Here is a 19,129-nt window from a genome sequence, read left to right as displayed (position 1 = left end):
CTGTGACAGGGTTTCCCGGGCCACCGGTCCGGCCGCCACCCGTCAGCCGGTAACAGATGGTGCCAGACACCATCTGTTACCGGTCAGCTCGCCGGTTGGAGCATCAGGCGGACGCCGATGAGGCGGACGGCGCGAGGGTGATCGGGCTCGTCGGGACGGAGAATCTCGTCGAAGCGGCCGAGAACACGGCGGGCGGTCGCGGCGATCTCGTCGGCGTCGGTGGTCGGGGCGGGCAGCTTGCTGATCCTCGAGCGCGTGAAGAACGTCGGCGTGCGGAGCTTGACGGCCACGTGAGTGGCGACGAACCCACCGGCGGTCACCTCGGCCGTCACCTCGTGGGCGAGCCGGTCGACCTCCGCCTCGATGGCCGCCGCGCCGACGACGTCGCGGGTGTAGGTCACCTCCTTGCTGCGTGACTTCGGTACCCACGGCTCGTCGACGAGCGGCGAGGAGTCGCCGCCGAGACCGAGCACCCGCAGCGACGGTCCGATCCGGGGCCCGAACCGGCGGGCGAGGTCCTCGTGGTCGGCGCGGGCCAGGTCGACGACGGTGTGGATCCCGGCCTCGGCGAGCCGGGCGGCGGTGCGGTCGCCGATCCCCCAGATCGCCGTGACCGGCTTGTCGCCCATGGACGGGATCCATTGCGCCCTCGTCAACCGGGCCACGCCGGAAGCCTGACCTGCGGGGGCCGACAGACGCTCCTGCTTGGCGATGCCGGTGGCGGTCTTCGCCTGCAGCCTGGTCTCGCCGATGCCGACGGCGCACGACAGCCGCGTCGCTGCCAGCACCTCGGCGCGCAGGCGGTGGGCGAACACCTCGGGTTCGTCGGTGACGACGCCGACGAACGCCTCGTCCCAACCCCACACCTCCACCACCACCGGCTCGCCGTCGTCGCCGCGCAACGATCGCAGGGTGGCCATCACGACGGCCGACGCCGCGTCGTACGCGGGATGGTCGGAGGGCAGGAACACGGCGTCGGGGCACTTGCGGTACGCCGCCATCAACGGCATGCCGGAGTGGATGCCGAACGCCCGAGCCTCGTACGACGCGGTGGCGACGACCTGGCGAGGGCGCTTCGGGTTCCCGTCGCCTCCGACGACCACCGGGCGCCCGGCCAACTCGGGCCGTCGCAGCACCTCGACGGCGGCCAGGAACTGGTCGAGGTCGACGTGGAGGACGTGGGCGACACGGGGCGGTCCCATCGGTTCCATCCTGCCGTGCCCGCCCGGGGTCTCTCATCCGAGTACTGAAGGGCCCGAATCGGGACCTTCGGTACTCGGGCGACGTTCAGTACTCGGATGGGGAACGGTGGGGGGGTCAGGTGTGGTCGGCGAGGAAGCGGTCGACCGCAGCGCGCGCGGCGGGCTGGTCGTCGGCGTCCTTCCACCGCTCGACCAGGGTCGCCCGGGGAGCCGTGGCCGCCAGGTGCTCGGACGCCGACGACGGGTGGTACACGTCGTTGCCGCGCAGCACCAGCAGCGGCGTCGTGATCGACCCGATGACGTCGTCGTCGACGCTCCAGAACCGTCGCTCGCTGCCGAACAGGTTGGCGAAGCATCCCTCCCAGTCGTCGTCGCCTGCCTCGGGGTGCTCGCCGCCGATCGACGCCCGCCAGTCGTCGAAGATCGCCCGGAACTCCTCGGCGTTGCCGTCCTGCCCGATCGGCTGCATGGCGACGGCCGCCGTCACCCGCTCGGGCACGGTGGTGACGAGGCGGAGAATGAACGCCCCGCCGATGCACATGCCGCACACCGCGAAGCGCTCGATGCCGAGGTGATCCATCAGCGCCAGCTGGTCGGCGGCGTAGGTGTCCCAGCCGTCGGTCGCGGCGATCGGGCCGAACGACGTGCCCGTGTTGCGCTGGTCCATGGCGACGATCTGGTAGCGGTCGGAGAGAGCGTCGATCGGGTTCCACGGGGCGTTGCCCCACGTCTCGATCCTCGACGCCCGCAAGCCACCCGGTGCGAGCATCAGGATCGGTGGCCCCTCGCCCGTCACTTCGTACCGGATGGTCGTGGCGTCAAGCTCCAGCGTCGGCATCGTCGCGACCGTAGCCCCCGGCGCGCCGCTGCGTGATGGCCACGGCAACGGTCTCGGGGCTCGGCTCCGGCGACGTGACGAACATGTCGTGGACGTCGATGGCGAGGACCGCTCGCTGTGTCGGATCGACCGGCACCGTCCCCGCCGGCAGGTCGCCGCTCCGCTCGGCGAGGTAGCGGGCGGCGGCCTCGAGCGCCGAGGCGGTCCGGCGGGCGGCCGGACCCGACTCGTCGAAGCGCCACTCCCGCACGCGCGCGGCGACCAGCGGCTTCTCGTCGGTGACGTCGATGCCCGTGGCGGCGAAGACCCGGCAGTCGTACGTGCGGCACGTGTTCGGTCGGTGCTCGTAGATGGAGCACCGGTCGTCGACCAGCATCGGGCAGTGGCCGCGCTCGTCGTAGCCGAGGACGTAGTGACCGGCCGGCAGCCCCGGAGCCGGGAAGAGGAGGGCCGACGGGATGTGGGCCACGGCGTCGGCGTCGTCCGGCGTGACGTGGATGAACTGCGACGAGCGGCAGCACGCCGTGCACCCGTCGCACGGCACGTCGGCGGGCGCGTCGTCGCGGATCGAGGCGAGCACACCGGCCACCCAGCCCGACAACTCGCCCGCCGGCCGCGTCCGGCCAGAAACACGATTCTCAGGCGTCTCCGGTCGCGATTTCGCGACCGGAGACGCCTGAGAATCGCGTGATCGGGTCATACGGGCTGGGCGATCGTGTCGCTGACGACGCGGCCGGCGTCGAGGCGGATCGTGCGGGTGAGACGGACGTGTTCGAGCAGCGACCGGTCGTGGGTGACCAGCAGCACCGTGCCGGGGAACGTGTCGAGCGCCTGCTCGAGGCTGTCGATCGCCGGCAGGTCGAGGTGGTTCGTCGGCTCGTCGAGCACGAGCAGGTTGACCTGGCGGGCCATGAGCAACGCGAGCGAGGCCCGCGTCCGCTCCCCCGGCGACAGCGATTCGGTGGGTCGCAGCACGTGGTCGGCGACGAGCCCGAACTTCGCCAGCAGCGTGCGGGCGTCGGACGCGTCGTAGCCGGTCTCGTCCTGGAACGCGCGCAGCAGCGTCGACGAGCCGGTGAGCTGGCGGCGGACCTGCTCCACCTCGCCGACCACGATGCTGGCACCGAGCTGTGACGAGCCCTCGTCGGGCTCGATGCGACCGAGGATGAGGTCGAGCAACGTCGACTTCCCGCTGCCGTTGGCCCCGAGGATGGCGACGCGCTCGCCGGCCGCGATGATCAGGTCGATCGGTCCCAGGACGAACGGCGACGCGGCGGCACCGGCACCGGCGCCGGTCCCGGCGGGGCTCGCACCGCGGCGGACGACCGCACCGTTGAGACGGCTCACCACGTCGCCACTGCGACCGGCGGTGCCGATCACGAAGCGCAGCTCCCAGGGCGTGCGGGGCTTGTCGACCACCTCGAGCCGGTCGATCGCCCGGTCCGTCCGCGCCGCCCGCCCGGCCAGCTGCTCGGTCTGGTTCTTGCGGAAGGCGCGGATGTTCTTGTCCTTCTCGTCGGAGTTGCGCACCTTGGACAGACCCTGTGACGCCCACTCGCGCTCTCGCTGGGCCCGCTCGGCGAGCCCGGTCCGCTTGGCGTCGTAGTCCTCGAACCGTTCCCAGGCATGCCGAGCGGCGGTCGCCCGTTCCTCGAGGTAGGCGTCCCAGCCGCCGTCGTAGCGGGTGGCCCGGTGCGTGAACTCGTCGATCTCCACCACGGCGTTGACCGTGCGGGACAGGAACGTGCGGTCGTGGCTGACGAGGACGATGCCGGCCGGCTGCTCGGTGACCCACCGCTCGAGGCGGGCGAGCCCGTCGAGGTCGAGGTCGTTGGTCGGCTCGTCGAGGAGGTAGGCGTCGAAACGAGACAGGAGCAGCGCCGCCAGCCCGACGCGCGCCGCCTCGCCGCCGGACAAGGTGGCGGTCGGCTGGGCGAGCACGTCGGGACTCAACCCGAGCTCGGCCCACACCTCGCCGATGCGTGCGTCGAGATCGGCCGCGCCGAGCGACAGCCAACGCTGCAGGGCCTCGTCGTAGCGCGTGTCGGAGCCTGGTGCTCCAGCGGCCAGCGCCGCGGTGGCCGCCTCGAGCTCGACGGTGGCGGCTGCGACACCTGTGCGGCGGGACACGAAGGCGACGACGAGTTCGCCGTCGTCGCGATGCGGCTCCTGGGGCAGCAGGCCGACGGTCGCCGTCGGCGGCGTCCGCTCGACACGTCCGGACTCGGGCTGGAGGTCGCCGCCGAGCACGGCGAGCAGCGTGGACTTGCCCACGCCGTTGGGTCCGACGAGACCGACGACATCGCCCATGGCCACGGTGAGATCGACGGCGTCGAGGATCGTCGCCGCCCCGCGCTTCGCCGTGACGGCGCGGGCGACGAGGGGTGCGGCGGTCGGCATGACTCCAGTGTGCACCGGGGCACGCCGATGAGCGACACGGTTTCCGGCACCGACCGGCACCGATCGCCTGGCCTCGCGATCTGCCCAGGGACGACCCTGAACCGGACGTTAGGGAACCTTTACAATCCGTGCCGTGCCGGTTCGGAGGTGGGGGGTACACTCGGGTGCATGCCCGCCGCAGGAGAGCACCATCCCGCCTTCGAGGAATACTGCGAGTGCATCTTCGAACTCAAGGAGGATGACGTCGACGTCATCCAGGCCCGCATCGCCGAGCGCCTCCAGGTGAGCCGCCCGGCCGTGAGCGAGATGATGCGCCGGCTCGAGAGCGAGGGGCTCATCACCACCGACGGAGGCATCCGCCTCACCAGGGCCGGTCAGGACCTCGCCGAGCGCGTCGTGCGCCGTCACCGCCTCGCCGAGCGCTTCCTCACCGATGTCCTGCAGCTGTCGTGGGCCGAGGCCCACCACGAGGCGGGCCGTTGGGAGCACGTGATGAGCGAGTCGGTCGAGGCCGCCATGGACCGGTTGCTCGGCAGTCCCACCACCTGCCCGCACGGCAACCCGATCCCCGGCTCCGACTACATCGAGCCCGACGCCTCGCCGCTCTCCAGCGTCGACGTCGGCGCCAAGTTCGTCATCTCGCGCATCCCGGAAGAGCTCGAGTTCACGCCGGGGCTGCTGGAGTTCCTCGAGGAGTCGGCGCTCGTGCCCGGCACCAACGGAACGGTCACGGCCATCTCGCCCGATGGCACCCTCACGCTCGAGATCGGTGGCCACCATGTCGGAGTCGGCGCCTTCGCCAGCTCCCGCATCCTGGTCAGTGCGTGATCACGCGTCGCTCCACCACTCTCCGCCGCGCCACCCTCGGCGTGGTCGCTGCGCTGTGTCTCGGAGCGTGCGCCAACACGATGGACCCGGACGTCACCGCTGACCCGGTCGACGACGGGTCGGCACCGGTGGCCACCGATCCCTTCCTGCCTACCGGGACCCCCGCCGAGCTGCTGGCCGGCCTGCTCGACGAGGCGACCACGCTGAGCGAGGCGATCATCGAGAACGAGGGCGACAACGAGATCCTCGCTCGCGTCGACGCCTACTGGGCCGCGGCCGAGCCGCAGGTCGCCGAGCAGGACGAGTCGCTCGCCCGCGACATCGATCGAGCGGTGGCGATGATGCACACCGGCGTTCAGCGCCGGCGGCCGGCCGATGCCGACAAGGCGACCATCAATCTCCGCACACTGATCGCCGCGTTCGACGGCTGAGCGGCCCTCCGGTAAACCCGTCCGGCGTTACCCCCACTCGCGGCGCGTCGGCGGCATCGCCACGCCGCCGCGGTCGTCGGGGACGACGCCGAGGATCTGGTGGATGGCGATCCCACCGTCGGTGAAGCCGACGGCCGACGCGGCCATGTAGAGACGCCAGATGCGGGCCTTGGCGAGCCCGTCGCCCGGTTCGCCGTCCCGATCGGCGGCGGCCACGGCATCGTCCCAGCCGTCCTCCAGGTTGGCGACCCAGGCGCGCAACGTGCGGGCGTAGTGCTCGCGGAGCGACTCGACGTCGCGGACCTCGAACCCGGCGCGCTCCATCGCCAGCACGAGGTCGCCGACGTCGATCAGCTCGCCGTCGGGGAAGACATACCGCCCGACGAACGACGCGCGACCGAGCTTCGATCCGCCGACGGTGGTGATGGCGTGATTGAGGAGGCGGCCGTGGGGTCGGAGGGCACGACGGAGCGCGGCGAAGTACGTGTCGACCTTGGCCGACCCGACGTGCTCGGACATACCGATCGAGCTGATCGCGTCGAACTGCTCGTCGCCGAGCTCGCGGTAGTCCTGCAGGCGGATGTCGACGAGGTGGCCGACGCCGGCGGCCTCGACACGCTCGCGGGCGAGCTTGGCCTGCTCCTGGCTGATCGTGATCCCGACGACGCTGACGCCGTACCGTGAGGCGGCGTGGATGGCCATCGAGCCCCAGCCGCAGCCGACGTCGAGCAAGCGGGCCGGCGACGGCGCCTCCGAGCCGGGCGTCGTCGCCCGCGCGTGCAGCCCGAGCTTGCGCGCGACGAGGTCGTGTTTGGCCTCCTGGGCCTCGTCGAGCGTGACGGTGTCGTCGACGAAGCGGGCGCACGAGTAGGTCATCGACGGGCCGAGGACGACACGGTAGAAGTCGTTGCCCGTGTCGTAGTGGTGGTGGATCGCGCTGGCGTCGCGGCGCAACGAGTGACGCCAGCCGCGGAGGTGGGCCTCCTGGCGGGGCGGGGGCAGCGGGCGCCCGACGGCCCCGATGCGGAAGGCGGCGACTGCCGCCTCCTTCGCCGACCGCAGGCCGAAGCGCTGGGACCGGGCGCGACGGCCGAGCGCTTGGCTCAGCGCCTCGAGCGTCGCGACGATGTCGGCGCCGGCCGGCACGTCGAGGTCGCCGGCCACGTACGCGCGGCCGAGGCCGAGCTCGCTCGGTGCCCAGAGGATGCGACGCAGGGCATCCGGCGAGCGGACGATGAGCGTCGACGGCGGCTCATCGGCCTCGTCGGCGCGACGGGCCGGTTCGATGGTGCTTCCGTCCCACAGTTCGATCCGGATCGGCGGCCCGCCCGCGAACAGGGCGGCGAGCAGGGTCCGGAGCCCATCGGATGCAGTGCTCACGCCCCACCACCCTAGACAGGGCGCTCGGGACGAGTGGGCGACTCAGCCGGCGCTGACCCACTCGGAGCGGCGCGGCAGGTCGGCCACGGCGTGCGCGAGGGGTTCGGGCAACGCGTCCCCGTGGACGATCGTGAGCCGCTGCGTGGGTCGGGTGAGCGCCACGTAGAGCGCCCGCATTCCCTGCAGTTCGGACTGCACGATGCGTCCCGGCTCGACCACGACCACGCCGTCGATCTCCAGGCCCTTGGCCACGCTGATCGGGACCACGGTGACCTGATCGTCGAGGCCGCTGGTGGCGGCCCGGCCGTGGGCGATCCCGGCGGCGGCCAGGGCGTCCGACACCGTCTCGGCGAGCGAGTCGGGCACGATGACCGCGACGCTCATCGACGGCGCGTCCTCGATCATGCGGGCCGTCGCGGCGACGGCCGCCGCCGCGACGTCGGGGCCGTCGCCGTTGGCGCCGACGCGAGCGTCGACGACCTCGGGCAGCACGTCACCCTGACGGATCGCCTGCGGAGGCCGAAGATCGGGAGTCGCGGCCATCATGACGCGATCGGCGAGCTGCATGATCTGCGCCGGGATGCGATAGCCGACCGACAGGCCGACGACACGGCTCGGTCGCTTGGTGGGCAGATGGGCCGTGACGTCGTCCCAGGTGTCGGGGGCCCAGGGTCCCGTGGCCTGGGCGAGGTCGCCGACGACGGTGATCGACCCGTTGAGCGAGCGACGTGTGACCATCTTGAGCTGCATCGGCGACAGGTCCTGCACCTCGTCGACGACGATGTGGCCGTACGTGCGGATCTCGTCGGACTCGTCGATCCGACCGCCCTTGCCTGGCACGGGCCCGAGGATCTCGCGGGCATCGTCGAGCAGCGCCACGTCGGACGCCGTCCACCGGACGGCGCCGACATCCTCGGAGCGCGGCCGGAACAGGGCATCGATCTCGGCGTCGGTGAGCACGTTGCGCCCGGCGAGGCGGAGCAGCGCCCGCGAGCCGAACAGGTCGTGGAGCAGCTGAGCCGGCGTGAGCGTCGGCCACATGCGCTCGAGCGCAGCCCGGACGTCGGGCACCGAGCGCAGCTCCTGACGGACCTCCGACACGGACACCTCGGTGCCGCGGGCAGAGGCGGCGAGGGCCCCGTAGAACTCCTGCTCGACGAGCCGGCGACCGGCGTTGTGCCGGCGGACCCGCCGGGACACCGACTTGACGATGCGGGCCGACTCCTCGACCGACAGGCGGAGGTAGCCGGTGCGGAAGGGGACGACGAGCTCGGAGCTGAGCGCTCGTTGACGGTCGCTGACGGCCTTGTCGAGCACGTCGGACATGCGGGCATCGCCCTTGATCCGGCGCGTCTCGGCCGACTCGACGGCGCCGCTTCCGGCCCGGGCGAACTCGACGTCGGGCACGAGATCGGCGAGGACCACCTGCTCGACGCCGGCCTCGCCGAGCGACGGCAGGACGCGCTCGATGTAGCGCAGGAACACACGGTTGGGCCCGATGACGAGGACCCCTTGATCCTCGAGCGGGAAGCGGTGCGTGTAGAGCAGGTACGCGGCGCGGTGCAGGGCGACGACGGTCTTGCCGGTGCCGGGACCGCCCTGGACGACCAGGACCCCGGCCGGGCTGGAGCGGATGATCTCGTCCTGCTCGGCCTGGATGGTGGCGACGATGTCGCCGAGGGTGCCGGTACGGCCGCGCTCAAGGGCGGCGAGAAGGGTGGAGTAGCCGCGGATGGCCGGGCGGCCGTCCCCGCCCGAGGCGCCGTCGAGCCCCTCGTCGTGGCCGACCCCGAGATGCCCGGCGCCGAACAGCTCGTCCTCGATGCCGAGCACCGTGCGGCCCTCGACGGCGAAATGACGGCGACGCACGAGGCCCATCGCGTCGCGGCCGGTGGCGCGGTAGAACGGTTCCGCCACCGGGGCGCGCCAGTCGACCACGACCGGCTCAGAGTTCTCGTCGGCGACGGCGAGGCGACCGATGTGGAAGCTCTCGGTGCCGTCGAGGCCGTCCCCGTTGCGGTCGGGGTCGCCGGGGCTCTCGACCAGGCGGTCGATGCGCCCGAACACGAGCGCAGCGTCGCCGAGATCGAGGTCGTTGAGGCGCTTGACGAGCTGCTCGTCGAACGCGTTGCGCTCGAAGCGGGCCTGCATCGTGCCGCCCATGCTGGCCTCGTTGAGGTCACGGAGCCGCCACGCCGACGTCCTGGTCGACTCCAGGCACTCGTACGCATGATCGACGTACGCCTGTTCGGATTCGAGTTCTGGGTGTTGTTGCGTCATTGCTGAAAACCCGAAATCGGGGTCTGAATACTCTACCGGGCGCCCCCTCGGCGTACTCCGCGGGCCGCCTCGGTAGCGTCCGGGGGCGATGAGCTCGCCGTCCGTGGACGCCCCGTTCCTGCTCGCCGCGCAGCGCCGGCCGGTCCCGCACACGCCGGTGTGGTTCATGCGCCAGGCCGGCCGCAGCCTCCCCGAGTACCGCGCCGTGCGGGGGGACGGGTCGATCCTCGACGCCGTCCGCCGCGCCGACGTGGCCGCCGAGATCACGCTCCAGCCCGTCCGGCGCTACGGCGTGGACGCCGCGGTGCTCTACTCCGACATCGTCGTACCGGCCAACGCCATCGGATTCGGCATCGACGTCAGCCCGGGTACCGGTCCGGTGGCCGACGAGCCGCTGCGGGCCCGATCCGACCTCGCTCGGCTCCGCCCGCTCGAGCTCGACGACATCGACTACGTGGCCGACGCCGTCCGCCTGGTCTGCGCCCAGCTCCCATCCACGGTTCCGGTGCTCGCCTTCGCCGGCGCGCCGTTCACGGTGGCCAGCTACCTGATCGAGGGGCGGCCGAGCCGCACCTACGAGCACACCAAGGCGATGATCGCCACCGACGAGGCGCTGTGGCACGACGTCTGCAGCCGGCTCGCCGAGCAGGCGATCACGTTCATCGACGTCCAGCTGTCGGCCGGAGCGCGTGGATTCCAGCTCTTCGACTCGTGGGCCGGGACGCTGTCGGCCGCCGATTACGAGCGCTACGTGTTGCCCCACTCGCGCCGGGTGTTCGCCGAGCTCGCCGAACGGCACCCGGGGGTCCCCGGCATCCACTTCGGCATCGGGTGCGACCATCTGCTCGAGTCGATGACCGCCGCCGGGCCCAGCGTGGTCGGCCTCGACTGGCGGACGCCGATCTCCGCGGCCCGCAAGCGGCTCGGAGACGGTGTGGCGTTCCAGGGCAACCTCGATCCGGCCCTGGTGCTCGCCGGCGCCGACGTCGCCCTCGCCGGCACCGAGCGGGTCCTCGCCGACAACGACGGCCACGACGGCCACATCTTCAACCTCGGTCACGGCGTCAATCCCGCCAGTGATCCAGGCGTGTTGAAGGCCGTGGTCGACCTCGTGCACGAACGCACCGCGCGATGAATCCCCGACGCTGCGGACGCCCACCGGTCGACGCCGGCACCTCGGGACGAGCCCGATGAACGGGCTCGTCGTGATGGCGTACGGCACGCCGCGCCGGCCCGAGGAGATCGAGGCGTACTACACCGACATCCGCCGAGGTCGACCGCCGACGCCCGAGCAGCTGGCCGATCTCGTCCGCCGCTACGACGCCATCGGCGGGCTGAGCCCGCTGGCCGAACGCACCGAGGCCCAGCGGACGGCGATCGCCACCGAGCTCGGCGCCGACTGGACGGTTGCCACCGGGCTGCGGCACGCCGATCCGTCGATCGAGACCGCCGTGGCCGATGTCGTCGCCGCCGGCGCCGAGCGGATCACCGGCCTCGTGCTGGCGCCGCACTTCTCCTCGATGTCGGTGGCCGCCTACCACGGTCGGGCCCGGGTGGCCGCCGAGGCGGCAGGCGTGGTGTACAGCGCCATCGACAGCTGGGCGGCCGACGCCGCCTACGTGGCGTTCCTCGCCAACGCCGTTCGGGCCTCGCTGGAGACGATGCCCGACGGCTCGCACGTCCTGTTCACCGCCCATTCCCTTCCGCAACGAGTGATCGCCGACGGCGACCCCTACCCCACCGAGGTCGGGGCCACGGCCTCGTCCGTCGCCGACGAAGCCGAGCTCACCGACGGGACGTGGTCGGTCGGGTGGCAGTCGGCCGGCCGCACCCCGGAGCCGTGGCTGGGCCCCGACGTGCTCGAGGAGATCGACCGCCTCGCCGAGGACGGCACGCCCGGTCTCGTCGTGTGCCCGTGCGGGTTCGTGTCCGATCACCTCGAGGTGCTGTACGACCTCGACATCGAAGCGTCACACCGGGCGGCCGATCGGGGCCTGCCGTTCGCCCGCACGGCGGTGGTCAACGACGACGCCACGGTGATGCGCTCGCTCGCCGGGCTGGTCCGCGCCACGTCATGAGCCGCGTCCTCGTCGTCGGTGGGGGGATCAGCGGGCTCACCGCGGCGCTGGCCATCGCCGAGGCCGCGCCAGGTGTGGTCGAGGTGGAGGTGCTCGAGGGCGACCAACGGATCGGCGGCAAGCTGCGGTCCACGCCATTCGGCGGGCGCCCGGCGGTCGACGAGGGGGCCGACGCGTTCCTCCGCCGGGTCCCCCACGGCCTGACGCTGGCGACACGCGTCGGGCTCGCCGACGACCTGACCTCACCGACCGCGGCCACCGCTGCCGTGTGGCACGAGCGGCTGCACCCGATCCCCGAGGGTCTGCTCCTCGGTGTCCCGGCGGACATGATCCGCCTCGCCGGCAGCGGGCTGCTCAGCTGGCGCGGCAAGGCCCGAGCCGCGCTCGAACCCCTCCTGCCGCGGACCGACGCACACGACTCGATCGGGCGGCTGGTGCGGGCGCGGTTCGGCGACGAAGTGCACGATCGCCTGGTCGACGCACTGGTCGGCAGCATCTACGCGGCCGACACCGACCACTTCAGCCTCGCCATGGTGCCGCAGCTCGCCGCCCTCGCCGGCAAGGGCCGCAGCCTGCTGCTCTCGGCCCGCGCCATCCGCGCCGCCGCCCCTCCGGCGGCGGGACCGGTGTTCGCCGCACCCGCGAGCGGCATGGGCGCCCTCGCCGACGCCGTCGCGGCCGAGGCGATCCGGCAGGGCGTCACCATCACCCGTGGCGCAACCGTGGCGCGCGTCGAGCGCGACGGCACCCGCTGGCGGGTCGACGATCGCACGGCCGACGCCGTCGTGCTGGCCACCCCGGCCGCGGCGACGGCACCGTTGGTCACCGGTGTCGCCCCGGACCTGGCCGCGGCGATGTCGGCCATGCACCACGCAGGGGTGGTCATCGTCACGATGACGGTGGACGACTGGCCCGAACGCCTCCGAGGCCGGAGCGGATACCTCGTGCCCAAGCCGGATCAGCGCACGGTGACGGCGGTGTCGTTCGGCTCGCAGAAGTGGGCGCACTGGGCCGGGCCCGGCGAGGTGCTGCGCGTCTCGCTCGGGCGCGACGGCAACGACGTGACGGGCTGGACCGACGATGACCTCGTCTCGACCTCCGTCGATGAACTGAACCGCCACCTCGACCTCGACGTGGCGCCCAACGAGGTGCGGATCACACGGTGGCCGGCCGCCTTCCCCCAGTACCGACCGGGTCACGAGCGCTGGCTGGCCGCCGTCGACGCCGCCACGCCGACGGGGCTGTTCGTCGCGGGAGCGAGCTACCGCGGCATCGGAGTGCCCGCGTGCATCGCCGACGCCGAGCGCGCCGCAGGCGCCGCTGTCTCCTACGTGCTCAGCCGGCCGGCCGACCGAACGGTCTGAAGCCCACCGGAGACGCGTCGGTCCGGGCCTCCGACGGGGCGCAAATCGGGGCCTTCGCGGAGGGCCAGCAAGTACCCTGCTGCGCATGATCTCGCTCAACCGCCGACGTGCGCTCATGGCGTGTCTCGTCAGTGTCGGCATCACGGCAGGCGCCACCGCAGGCATCGCCGGAGCGGTCGCCGACCCGGCGACCCTGCCTCCGACCGACCAGGGAACCGCCGATCCGAACGCGCCCGCCACCACGGCCACCCCCACGCCGCCGACCCTGCCGCCGCTGCCCACGCCCGTCGCCCCGCCGGCGGACAACGAGGCCGAGCCGCAGCAGTACTTCGGTCGCATCCAGATCCCGGCGATCGAGGTCGACTCGCCGTTCATCGACGGCATCCGCCTCTCCACGCTCGACTACGGCCCCGGGCACTGGCCGGGCACCGCGATGCCGGGCGAGATGGGCAACGTCGTCGTGGCCGGGCACCGCACGAGTCACAACGCCGACTTCCGCCGCCTCGACGAGCTCGTGCCCGGCGACGAGGTGATCTTCGACCTCGACAACTCCGACGGCATTCCCACGGCGACCGTCGTCGACCCCGACCCGTACTCGGGCGTCTACGTCTACAAGGTCGCCTACGTCGAGATCGTCGGGCCCGACGCGATGTGGATCGTCACGCAGGACTACCGGCACGAAGCGACGCTGTTCGCCTGCCACCCGCCGGGCTCCACGGCTGAGCGCATCGTCGCCCACCTCGACCTCGTGTCGGTGAACGGCGAGCCGGCCGACGTGGCGAACGACGTCCCGCGGCCGACGACCACCACCGCCGCCCCCGGTTGATCGACCCGGTCCGGGCACCGGTCCTCACCGAGGCCGGGCGCGCCGGCTCCCGGTTCCCCGCTGTCACGCGGTATGCCCTGGCCGCGCTCGGCGGCCTGGCGGCCGCGCTCTCACTCCCCCCGTGGGGCTGGTGGCCACTGTCGTTCGTCGGCGTCGCCCTCCTGGAGGTCGGCCTCGGGCCCACCCCGCACCGCCGCGCCCGCTTCGGCGCCGGTTTCACGTTCGGGTTCGTGTGGCTCGTCATCGGCACGGCCTGGATGTGGCAGCTCACGGCGCCTGGCTACGTCGTCGCCAACGCTGTGTTCGGCCTCTACCACGGTGTCGCCGCGTTGGCGGCGCCGGCGGGACGATGGCGACTCGTCGGCCGGCCGCTCGCCCACACACTCGTCGAGGCGCTGCGCCTGTCGTTCCCGTTCGGCGGCGTCCCGCTCGCCACGTTCGGCATCGCCCAGGCGGGCGGCCCGTTCCTCACTCTGGCCCGCGTCGGCGGCGTGATCCTCATCACGTGGTTCGTCTTCCAGGTCGGCATCGCAGCGGGAGCCGCCGGTGGAGCTGCGGCCGGGTCGTGGCGCACGGCGGACCCCGTCCATGACCGATGGCGTGCCGTGCCCGTTCCCTCACTCGCGGCTGTCGCGCTGACTCTCGTCGTCTTCGTCGTCTCGCTCGTGGCGCCAAGAGGGCACGGCACCGGCACGTTCGTCGATGTCGCCGCGGTGCAGGGCGGTGGTGAGCAGGGCACGAGCGCCGAGGAGGTGCCGAGCCGCCTCGTCACCGAGCGCCACCTCGAGGCCACCGCGTCGATCGAACCCGACGACGAGCTCGACCTCGTGCTGTGGCCGGAGAACGTGGTCGACGTCGCCGACTTCGCGACGAGCGAGGCCTTCGTCGCGGTCGCCGACCAGGCAGCGCGGTTGGGCGTGCCGATCGCCCTCGGCGTCACCGAGGACATCGCCGACCGACCCGATCGATTCACCAACGCCCAGATCGTCGTCACGCCCGCCGGCGACATCGTCAGCCGCTACGACAAGGTGCGCCGGGTCCCGTTCGGGGAGTACGTCCCCCTGCGCGGTCTCCTCGAGGCACTGGGTGCGCCGGTCGACCAGATCGGCCGCGACGCCCTGGCCGGCACGGACGTGGCCGTGCTCGACATCCCCCTCGCTCGCGGCGAGCCGCTGCGCGTCGCCGTCGTCATCTCGTGGGAGGTGTTCTTCGGCGGCCGGGTCCGCGAGGGCGTCAAGGCCGGCGGCGGCTTCGTGATCAACCCGACGAACGGAGCCAGCTACACCGGCACGATCGTGCAGACGCAGCAGGTGGCGTCGAGCCGGTTGCGGGCGGTGGAGACCGGGCGCTGGGTGGTCCAGGCGGCGCCGACGGGGTTCTCGGCCTTCGTGTCGCCCGGCGGCGACGTGATCGACCGTACCGCCGTCAGCGAACGGGCGATCATCCGCCACGAGGTCGAGGTGCGCAGCGGCCGCACCTGGTACGTCGCCCTCGGCGACTGGCCGTTCATCGTCGTCCTGCTCGCCGCCTTCGGTGCCGTCCGAGCCCTGTCCTGGCGCGACCGGTCGCGTCCATCGGGTTCCTCAGCGCTCGATCATCACGGTGACCGGGCCGTCGTTCACGAGTGACACCTGCATCTCGGTGCGGAACCGACCGGTCGCCACGACGGCCCCCGCTGCCCGCAACGAGGCCACGACGTGATCCACGAGCGGTTCGGCGTGCTCGGGTGGGGCGGCGGCGATCCAGCTCGGACGTCGCCCTCCGGAGGTGTCGCCATACAGCGTGAACTGCGAAACGACCAGGATCTCGGCGCCGACAGCGGCGGCCGAGCGGTTCATCACGCCGGCGTCGTCGTCGAACACCCGCAGGTTCCAGATCTTGTCGGCGACCTTGGCCGCCGTGTCGACGGTGTCGTCGTGCGTGACTCCCACCAGCACGCACAGGCCACGCCCGATCGCTCCGACGGTCTCGCCGGCCACCGTCACACCCGCCGAGCTCACCCGCTGCACCAATGCCCGCATCCGCCGATCCTCGCGCGCCGCCCAGAGCGGCGTGATGGCGCTGTGTTACCCAGCGGTAACACGCGGCCCCGAGGCGGATAACCTCGACCCGGTGCCGACTCGCTCCGCCGACGCTCCCCTGCGCATCGCGTACCTGACGTATCGCGGCAAGCCCCACGTCGGCGGCCAGGGCATCTACACCCGCCATCTCACCAAAGCACTGGTCGACCTCGGACATCACGTCGAGGTGTACAGCGGTCAGCCCTATCCGGTGCTCACCGACGAGGTCGAGCTGCACCAGTTGCCCAGCCTCGACCTGTTCAACGACCACTACCCCGGCCGCTTCCCGGCGTACTGGGAGCTGAAGCGCCGTGAGGACTTCCTCGAGGTCGCCCAGTTCTCACTCGGCGTGTTCCCCGAGCCGCTGGCGTTCAGCTACCGGGCCAAGCGCGAGCTCGCCAAGCGGGCCGGCGACTTCGACCTCGTCCACGACAACCAGTGCCTCGGTTACGGGATCCTGGGTATCGAGCAGCAGATCCCCACCATCGTCACGCTGCACCACCCCATCACGCGCGACCGCATGCTCGAGATGGAGAAGGCGCCGAACCGCTTCAAGCGCTGGTCGATCGGCCGCTGGTACTCGTTCGTCAAGATGCAGGGCAAGGTGGCATCGCGGATGCCGCGCATCGTCGTCGTGAGCGAGAACTCCATCAACGACATCCACACCGACATGGGCGTCGACGTCGACCGCATGCGGCTCGTGCCGGTGGGCGTCGATCCCGAGCTGTTCCGCCCGCTGCCCGACGTGGCGCGGGTGCCCGGCCGGCTGATCACCACGGCCTCGGCCGATGTCGCCCTCAAGGGGCTCAGCTACCTGCTCGAGGCGCTGGCCAAGCTGCGCACCGAGCGCGACGTGTCGCTCACCATCATCGGCAAGCCCAAGCCGGGCAAGAGCATGGACCTCATCGAGTCACTCGGTCTCCGCTCGTGCGTCGACTTCGTGTCCGGCGTGACCGACGAGCGCATCGTCGAGCTCTACGCCGAGGCCGAGCTGGCCGTGGTGCCGAGCCTGTACGAGGGCTTCAGCCTCCCGGCGATCGAGGCGATGGCCACCGGAACGGCGCTCGTCGCCACCGATGGCGGCGCCCTCCCCGAGGTCACCGGCACCGACGGCGACACGGTGCTGTCGTGCAAGGCCGGCGACGCCGATGCGCTCGCCGCGGCCATCCGCCGCGGTCTCGACGACCCCGGCCTGCGGGCCCGCGTGGGCGAGGCCGGTCGCCAGCGGGTGGTCGAGCGGTGGACGTGGCGACGTTGCGCCGAGCTCACCGTCGACCAGTACCGCGAGGTCCTGGCGATGCCGGCCAACGTCGAGAAGCTGCGCCGCAACGGCCGCACGCCGTTCGAGGCGCCCATCAGCCCGGCGTCGACCCCGGTCACCCTGAAGGCATGACGATGCCCGGCCTCCGCCGATCGCGTAACAGATGGTGCCTGGCACCATCTGTTACCACCCGAACGGTGACGCCATGTTGACCGTGAGGTTCGACCGGCTCGGCGATCTGGGGATCGCGCCCGGGTCGTTGGTGCTCGACGCCGGCGCCGGATTCGGGCGTCACGCCTTCGAACTGGCCCGTCGCGGTCACCGCGTCGTCGCCCTCGACTACGCCGCCGACGAGGTGGAGGGCACCCGCGACACGTTCGCCGCCATGGCCGAGGCCGGTGAGATCCCCGCCGAGCGATACGTCGGTGTGCTGCGCGGCGACGCCACGGCCCTGCCGTTCGCCGACGCCACGTTCGACGCCATCGTCACGTCCGAGGTGCTCGAGCACATCCCGAACGACACCGGAGCCCTCGCCGAGCTGTATCGGGTGCTGCGCCCCGGCGGCGTCCTCGCCGCCACCGTGCCGTCGTGGCTGCCCGAGAAGATCAACTGGATGCTGTCGGACGACTACCACGCACCGGCCGCGGTCGGTGGCCACGTTCGCATCTACTCGGCGACCGAGCTCAAGGCCAAGCTCCGTGCCGCCGGGTTCGGGGTCGCCGGATCGCATCACGCCCACGCCCTCCACTCGCCGTACTGGTGGCTGAAGTGCGCCGTCGGCGTGAACGACGAGGATCATCCCCTCGTGCGCCGCTATCGCAAGTTCCTCGAGTGGGACATCATCACCCAGCCCCGTTCGACGAAGCTGGCCGAGCGGGTGCTGTCCCCCGTCCTCGGCAAGAGCCTCGTGCTCTACGCCGTCAAACGACCACCACCGCATTCCCCGGCCACGCAGGCCGCGCCGAGCCGCTCACTCACCGGCGCTCGCTCGCTCGCTCGCACCGGAGACGAAGTGAGCGCCACGGCATGACCGAGCCGGAGGTCCCCGACCTCCCCGGCGTGCTCGACGCCGGCGAGCTGCTAGCCACGGCCCGCCACCTCGCCGGCCTGCAGGTGCCGAGCGGGATGATCCCGTGGTTCCCCGGTGGTCATTGCGACCCGTGGAACCACGTCGAGTCGGCGATGGCCCTCGACGTGGCCGGCCTGCACGAGGAGGCCATGGCGGCGTACCGCTGGCTCGTCGACATCCAGATGCCGAGCGGCGCGTGGCACAACTACTACGCCGCCGACGGCAGCGTCGAGGAGGCCAAGCTCGACACCAACGTCTGCGCGTACATCGCCACCGGCGCGTGGCACCACTGGCTGGCCACGCAGTCCCGGGCCGACGCCGCCGAGCTGTGGCCGACGGTCGAGCGAGCCCTCACGTGGGTACTGTCGCACCGTCGCGACGACGGCCTGGTGCTGTGGGCGGTCGAGGCCGACGACACCCGTACGTGGGACTACGCGCTGCTCACCGGATCGTCAAGCATCGCCCACGCGCTCGAGTGCGGCGCCCGCCTCGGCGCCGTGCTCGGCCATCGCATGCGCAGCTGGTTGCGCGCCGCGGCCGAGATCGACGCGGCGATCGTCGACCGCCCCGATGCCTTCGAGCCCAAGGAACGCTGGGCGATGGACTGGTATTACCCGGTGCTCAGCGGAGCGCTCGGCGTGAGCGCCGGCAAGGCACGGCTCGCCGACGGCTGGTCGACGTTCGTGATGGAGGGCCTCGGCGTGCGCTGCGTGAGCGACGAGCCGTGGGTCACCGCCTCCGAGACGGCCGAATGTGCCCTGGCCTTCGCCGTGATCGGCGACGTCGACACGGCCACCGACCTCCTGCGTTGGACACGCACCCACCGGCGCGACGACGGCTCGTACTGGACCGGCATCGTCTATCCCGAGGGCGTGCCGGCCGCTGACGCCATCAGCCAGGGCGTCCGATTCCCGTTCGAGGAGCACACGTCCTACACGGCGGCGGCGATCATCCTCGCCTCCGATGCGATCACCGGCGCCACCCCCGGCTCGCGCATCTTCACCGCTCCCGACGACCTCTGACGCCGCTCGGCCGCCCTTCCGCCGGTCGACGCCGAAGTGTGAGCCACGAAGGCAGGTATCCGCGCTGTGGGCTCACCGATCGCCGCCGGT

17 protein-coding genes are annotated in these 19,129 nt (G+C 72.0%); 10 read left to right on the top strand and 7 right to left on the bottom strand.

The genetic code is table 11. The features are described from left to right. Window positions 1–83 precede the first annotated feature (83 nt). From DN771_RS22845 to DN771_RS22830, 4 genes are all read right to left on the bottom strand, one after another. Window positions 84–1,202: a DNA polymerase IV gene (locus tag DN771_RS22845; RefSeq protein WP_116999907.1), complete on the bottom strand. Its 1,119-nt coding sequence runs from the start codon at window positions 1,200–1,202 to the stop codon at window positions 84–86. Window positions 1,203–1,317: 115 nt separating this feature from the next. Continuing rightward, the gene (locus DN771_RS22840; RefSeq protein ID WP_116999879.1) at window positions 1,318–2,040 is read right to left on the bottom strand and encodes an alpha/beta fold hydrolase; all 723 of its coding nucleotides are present in this window, start codon (window positions 2,038–2,040) and stop codon (window positions 1,318–1,320) included. After that, entirely contained in the window at window positions 2,021–2,620 is a 600-nt protein-coding gene (locus DN771_RS22835) for a YkgJ family cysteine cluster protein (RefSeq protein WP_162942294.1), read from the bottom strand. Before DN771_RS22835 ends, DN771_RS22840 begins: the two co-directional genes overlap by 20 nt. A 116-nt stretch (window positions 2,621–2,736) precedes the next feature. After that, on the bottom strand, window positions 2,737–4,440 hold the full coding sequence (locus DN771_RS22830) for an ABC-F family ATP-binding cassette domain-containing protein (protein ID WP_116999877.1): 1,704 nt from the start codon (window positions 4,438–4,440) through the stop codon (window positions 2,737–2,739). Between the two features lie 168 nt (window positions 4,441–4,608). On the opposite strand from DN771_RS22830, the gene DN771_RS22825 reads away from it, so the two are divergent. Together DN771_RS22825 and DN771_RS22820 are read left to right on the top strand one after the other, a co-directional pair. Beyond that, window positions 4,609–5,268, top strand: a complete 660-nt coding sequence (locus DN771_RS22825; RefSeq protein WP_116999876.1) for a metal-dependent transcriptional regulator — start codon at window positions 4,609–4,611, stop codon at window positions 5,266–5,268. Continuing rightward, the gene (locus DN771_RS22820; RefSeq protein WP_116999875.1) at window positions 5,265–5,699 is read left to right on the top strand and encodes a hypothetical protein; all 435 of its coding nucleotides are present in this window, start codon (window positions 5,265–5,267) and stop codon (window positions 5,697–5,699) included. Before DN771_RS22825 ends, DN771_RS22820 begins: the two co-directional genes overlap by 4 nt. Window positions 5,700–5,726: 27 nt before the next feature. Here DN771_RS22820 and DN771_RS22815 read toward each other — a convergent pair whose 3' ends face one another. Further along, window positions 5,727–7,079 (bottom strand): SAM-dependent methyltransferase, encoded by a 1,353-nt coding sequence (locus tag DN771_RS22815; protein ID WP_116999874.1) that lies wholly within the window; start codon window positions 7,077–7,079, stop codon window positions 5,727–5,729. A gap of 42 nt (window positions 7,080–7,121) precedes the next feature. Next, window positions 7,122–9,359, bottom strand: coding sequence for a HelD family protein (locus DN771_RS22810; protein WP_116999873.1), 2,238 nt, complete (start codon window positions 9,357–9,359; stop codon window positions 7,122–7,124). A gap of 88 nt (window positions 9,360–9,447) precedes the next feature. Between DN771_RS22810 and hemE the strand changes: the two genes are divergently transcribed. The 5 genes from hemE to lnt all read left to right on the top strand — a co-directional run bounded on the left by hemE (window position 9,448) and on the right by lnt (window position 15,255). After that, window positions 9,448–10,494, top strand: a complete 1,047-nt coding sequence (gene hemE / locus DN771_RS22805; RefSeq protein ID WP_116999872.1) for a uroporphyrinogen decarboxylase — start codon at window positions 9,448–9,450, stop codon at window positions 10,492–10,494. A 55-nt stretch (window positions 10,495–10,549) separates the two neighbouring features. Beyond that, complete coding sequence (gene hemH, locus DN771_RS22800) at window positions 10,550–11,437, top strand: ferrochelatase (protein WP_116999871.1); 888 nt, start codon at window positions 10,550–10,552, stop codon at window positions 11,435–11,437. Continuing rightward, window positions 11,434–12,801 (top strand): protoporphyrinogen oxidase, encoded by a 1,368-nt coding sequence (hemG, locus tag DN771_RS22795; RefSeq protein ID WP_116999870.1) that lies wholly within the window; start codon window positions 11,434–11,436, stop codon window positions 12,799–12,801. The genes hemH and hemG overlap by 4 nt, the downstream gene beginning before the upstream one ends. A gap of 85 nt (window positions 12,802–12,886) precedes the next feature. Beyond that, window positions 12,887–13,627, top strand: coding sequence for a sortase (locus tag DN771_RS22790; RefSeq protein WP_116999869.1), 741 nt, complete (start codon window positions 12,887–12,889; stop codon window positions 13,625–13,627). After that, window positions 13,624–15,255, top strand: coding sequence for an apolipoprotein N-acyltransferase (lnt, locus tag DN771_RS22785; RefSeq protein WP_116999868.1), 1,632 nt, complete (start codon window positions 13,624–13,626; stop codon window positions 15,253–15,255). The genes DN771_RS22790 and lnt overlap by 4 nt, the downstream gene beginning before the upstream one ends. Here the strand turns inward: lnt and dtd are convergent. Further along, window positions 15,211–15,648 carry a D-aminoacyl-tRNA deacylase gene (gene dtd, locus DN771_RS22780; RefSeq protein WP_116999867.1) on the bottom strand — a complete coding sequence of 146 codons (438 nt, stop codon included), beginning with the start codon at window positions 15,646–15,648 and terminating at the stop codon, window positions 15,211–15,213. The genes lnt and dtd overlap by 45 nt on opposite strands. Before the next feature lie 91 nt (window positions 15,649–15,739). Here dtd and DN771_RS22775 point away from each other — a divergent pair, with 91 nt between their 5' ends. The 3 genes from DN771_RS22775 to DN771_RS22765 all read left to right on the top strand — a co-directional run bounded on the left by DN771_RS22775 (window position 15,740) and on the right by DN771_RS22765 (window position 19,039). After that, the gene (locus DN771_RS22775; protein WP_227462453.1) at window positions 15,740–17,080 is read left to right on the top strand and encodes a glycosyltransferase family 4 protein; all 1,341 of its coding nucleotides are present in this window, start codon (window positions 15,740–15,742) and stop codon (window positions 17,078–17,080) included. Between the two features lie 73 nt (window positions 17,081–17,153). Continuing rightward, complete coding sequence (locus DN771_RS22770; protein ID WP_116999906.1) at window positions 17,154–17,978, top strand: class I SAM-dependent methyltransferase; 825 nt, start codon at window positions 17,154–17,156, stop codon at window positions 17,976–17,978. Further along, a complete protein-coding gene (locus DN771_RS22765) occupies window positions 17,975–19,039 on the top strand; it encodes a prenyltransferase/squalene oxidase repeat-containing protein (protein ID WP_116999865.1) in 1,065 nt (354 codons plus the stop codon). Before DN771_RS22770 ends, DN771_RS22765 begins: the two co-directional genes overlap by 4 nt. Window positions 19,040–19,129 lie beyond the last annotated feature (90 nt).

Origin of the sequence: Desertimonas flava (assembly GCF_003426815.1) — a bacterium.
Classification (GTDB): domain Bacteria; phylum Actinomycetota; class Acidimicrobiia; order Acidimicrobiales; family Ilumatobacteraceae; genus Desertimonas; species Desertimonas flava.
Note: the sequence above shows the minus strand (reverse complement) of the source record. Positions and strands in the feature narration are given on the sequence as shown.